This window comes from Streptomyces sp. NPDC002513 (genome assembly GCF_053595355.1).
The window spans coordinates 1-3,077 of record NZ_JBSFXK010000137.1 but is presented as its reverse complement, the minus strand read 5'-3'; the positions used below and the strand labels follow the sequence as shown (position 1 = coordinate 3,077).

The window sequence follows — 3,077 nt, the reverse complement described above, 5'->3', positions numbered from 1 at the left end:
ACGTCCGGGGCGCCCGTACCCCCACTGCCTCACGCAGCGTGACCGGCAAGCCTGCCCGTCACCGCCGCACCCCCATCAAGTTCGAAGACCCGGTATGGCAGCTGGTCACAGCCGCTCGTTGATGGCCGCGACGAGAACGGTCACTGTGCAGCGGACGGCGAGCTTGTCGTACCGGGTGCCACCGCCCGGTGCCTCCCGAGGCGATTGATGCCGCATTCGGCTGCGTGGCGCTCGCGATAGTCGGTCTTGTCGAACGTCGGCGGGCGGCCACCGCGAGCGTCGAGCTTCCGGCAGTTCGCGAGCTGGTCGACCTTGTTCGGGATGATGCAGCGGATTCCGCGACTGCGCAGGTAGACGCGGTTCTTCCGGGAGGAGTACGCCTTGGCCGCGGGGACTTTGCGCGGCCGGGTGCGGGGCCGGCCCGCCCCGGGCGAGGTACCCGGATGCGGCTGAGCACCGCCTCGAACTGCGGGGAGTCACCCCGCGGCCCAGCCGTGATCACAAGGGACATGGGCTTTTGCCCCTGCTCGACAGCCAGGTGCAGTTTGGTGGTCAGCTCGCGGCGCGAGCGGCCGAGCCCGTGGTCGGTCGCCTCAGCCTGGATGCCGCCGGGCGGCTCCTTTTGCACATGACGTCACGGCAGGCGGTAGGGAGCATTCCTGGGTGAGCATGTCCCGAAACGGGGGTGCGGTCGGCATCGGGTCGCGGGCAGGATGGGTGCATGGATCATCCTCTTGACGTGCCCCAGCTTGCTGCGGGCGGCGGCTTCACGCTGCGACGGTGGAACCTCTCGGACCTCGGCCTTGTCCGTGAGGCGTCGGAAGACGATTACATTCCGTTGATTACGACAGTGCCTTCCCCCTTCTCGGAGGCTGAAGGCGTCGCGTTCGTCGAGCGACAATGGGGTCGAGCGACCGGCAGGACCGGATACCCGTTCGTCATCGTGGACTCTGATGGCCGACCTGTCGGCAACGTCGGGTTGTGGCTGAAGGACTTGGGGCAGGGACGTGCGTCACTGGGCTACTGGGTCGTCAAGTCCGCGCGTGGTCAGGGGATTGCTGCTGCCGCGTTGAGTGCAGTTGCCCGTTGGGCCTTGAACGCACTGCAGATTCCACGGCTGGAACTGTATGTGGAGCCGTGGAATACGGCATCTGTGCGTACTGCAGAGCATGTCGGGTTCCAACGTGAGGGGCTGCTGCGGGGGTGGCAGCAGGTCGGGGCCGAGCGCCGGGACATGTTCATGTATTCGCTGCTGAGCGGCGAGCTGTGACGCCGCTGGTCCGGTCGGCCGTCACGCTCACCCAGCCGAATTGAGCAGCAGAGTCAGCGACTACGCCAAAGGCCCGGCCCCGCCCACCCTCGCCTCGAACTTCGCCGAGGTCGTCTGGGCGCCCAGTACTGCTTGCCACTCGGATACCGCACATCACAGGCCGTCTTCGAGAGGCGTGGCCTCCCGGAGGCGGGGCACCTCCATGAAATGCAGACGGCGGAGCGCGATACGCCACTGCGCGCCTTCCTTGTAGAGAAGATCGACGTAGGTACCGGTTCTACGCAGTTCATGGCGTCCGTCTTCATAGGCGAAGGTCGCGGTCAGGAACGAAGACGCTTCGGCCTGTGTACCGGAAAGCCTGGTGATCAAGGTGTTGGTCGTGACATGGCGCTGGTGTGCATGCAGAACATTCCTGTTGTAGTTCCAGAGCATGGGAAGCGCCGACGCAATCTCCTTTCCGCTCGAGATCTTCTCAGGAAATCCGTCGGGAGCTGGGTTCATATAGAAACAGGCATCCTCCGTGAAAAGTCCGGCAAGAGCTTCGAAGTCCCCGGAATCGAAGAAGAAGCTGTACGCGGAGAGAACGTCCGATATCGCCGCCCGGTCGGCGAGGAACCCGGGGTCCGCATTGACGAGTCCGGGTTGCAGGAAGGGGAAGTTGCTCATAGTTTTCAATCCAATCGCTTACACGGTCGTCAGCGCCTTCTGCGGCGAGTGCGCATGCTGACACATCGAATACAGATCTGGGCGGTATGTCAGGACAGTGCAGGTATGCCTGTCAGCCAGCGGTGCACGGTTTCGGCGGTATGCGGCGCGTACTCCCCGATCATGGTGCAGTGATCTCCCGGTACTTCGGCCGAGACGTGGGGCAGTGGCCATGCTGAACGCCATTCCTCCCCGGTCAACGGCTCATCAGGGGACCCCGGAATGCACTCCGTCGGCCGGACGAAGAGCGTCGGAGTGTCCACCCGCGCCGGCTCCCAGTTCCGGAACAGCCCCCGGTAGACCCCGATAGCGGTCAAACCGGAGTAGTCCAGCGTTGCGAACGACTCCCGTCGTACGATCACCTCGTAGTTCATCGCCCTCCGGAACCTTCGGGACATGCTGTCCGGAAGGTAGGTGTCCAGCAGAACCAGACCGGAAGGGCGCGTGCCGGAGGAGGTGAGGAAGGATGCGACAGAGTGGGCGACCCAACCGCTGGAGGAGTACCCAAGCAAGGCGAAAGGGGCTTCGCCGGCGCACTGCACGACAGCCTCTGAAGCGGCCTCCACCAGTACATTCAGGGACGAGGCCAGCGGCTCGTCCGGATGAAAGCCCGGAAGCGATACCACCGATACATCACGCAGCCCTTCGAAGTAATTCGAAAGACGAGCAAACTGAATTGACCCCTCAACCGGTGCGAACGGACCAAAACATATGAGAGCAGGTTGTTTGGTCCCCTGCGCCAGGCGAGTCACACCTATGCTGTCACGCACCACGGCCGGATTCTCGAACGTCTCGCGTAGACTGGCCGCCCCTATCAGCAAACCTTCCGCCTCCTTCATATTGCCTCGCAAAGCGATCTTGCGGTAAATCGCACCCAGCGTGTCCTGCGACTCGTGGGCAGCGGCGAGGGGTGCAGGCCGGGACTGATCCGCTTCCGAGCTCTTCAGGCATGTCGCCAGATGGTCGGCCAGCGCGGTCGGCGTCTCGTGCTCGAACACGAGAGATGCGGGGAGTGCGAGGCCGGTTTGGTTGGTGATGCGGTTGCGGAGGTTGACGGCGGCGAGGGAGTCGAAGCCGAGGTCGCGGAAGGCTCGTTGGGGCT

At 64.0% G+C, this 3,077-nt stretch carries 3 protein-coding genes; 1 reads left to right on the top strand and 2 read right to left on the bottom strand.

What is annotated here, in order from left to right; genetic code table 11:
- The first annotated feature begins 721 nt into the window (after window positions 1–721).
- Window positions 722–1,270, top strand: coding sequence for a GNAT family N-acetyltransferase (locus ACWD5Q_RS35250; RefSeq protein ID WP_451431144.1), 549 nt, complete (start codon window positions 722–724; stop codon window positions 1,268–1,270).
- A gap of 153 nt (window positions 1,271–1,423) precedes the next feature.
- On the opposite strand, the gene ACWD5Q_RS35245 is transcribed toward ACWD5Q_RS35250, so the two are convergent.
- Window positions 1,424–1,936, bottom strand: coding sequence for a nuclear transport factor 2 family protein (locus ACWD5Q_RS35245; RefSeq protein WP_451431143.1), 513 nt, complete (start codon window positions 1,934–1,936; stop codon window positions 1,424–1,426).
- An 89-nt stretch (window positions 1,937–2,025) separates the two neighbouring features.
- The coding region (locus tag ACWD5Q_RS35240; RefSeq protein ID WP_451431142.1) for a thioesterase domain-containing protein at window positions 2,026–3,077 on the bottom strand (1,052 nt) is incomplete at its 5' end.

What these genes read in the sequence shown, in the direction of transcription:
- ACWD5Q_RS35250 (WP_451431144.1), top strand. Translation starts at nt 722, where the DNA reads ATGGATCATCCTCTTGACGTGCCCCAGCTTGCTGCGGGCGGCGGCTTC.
- ACWD5Q_RS35245 (WP_451431143.1), bottom strand. Translation starts at nt 1,936, where the DNA reads ATGAGCAACTTCCCCTTCCTGCAACCCGGACTCGTCAATGCGGACCCC.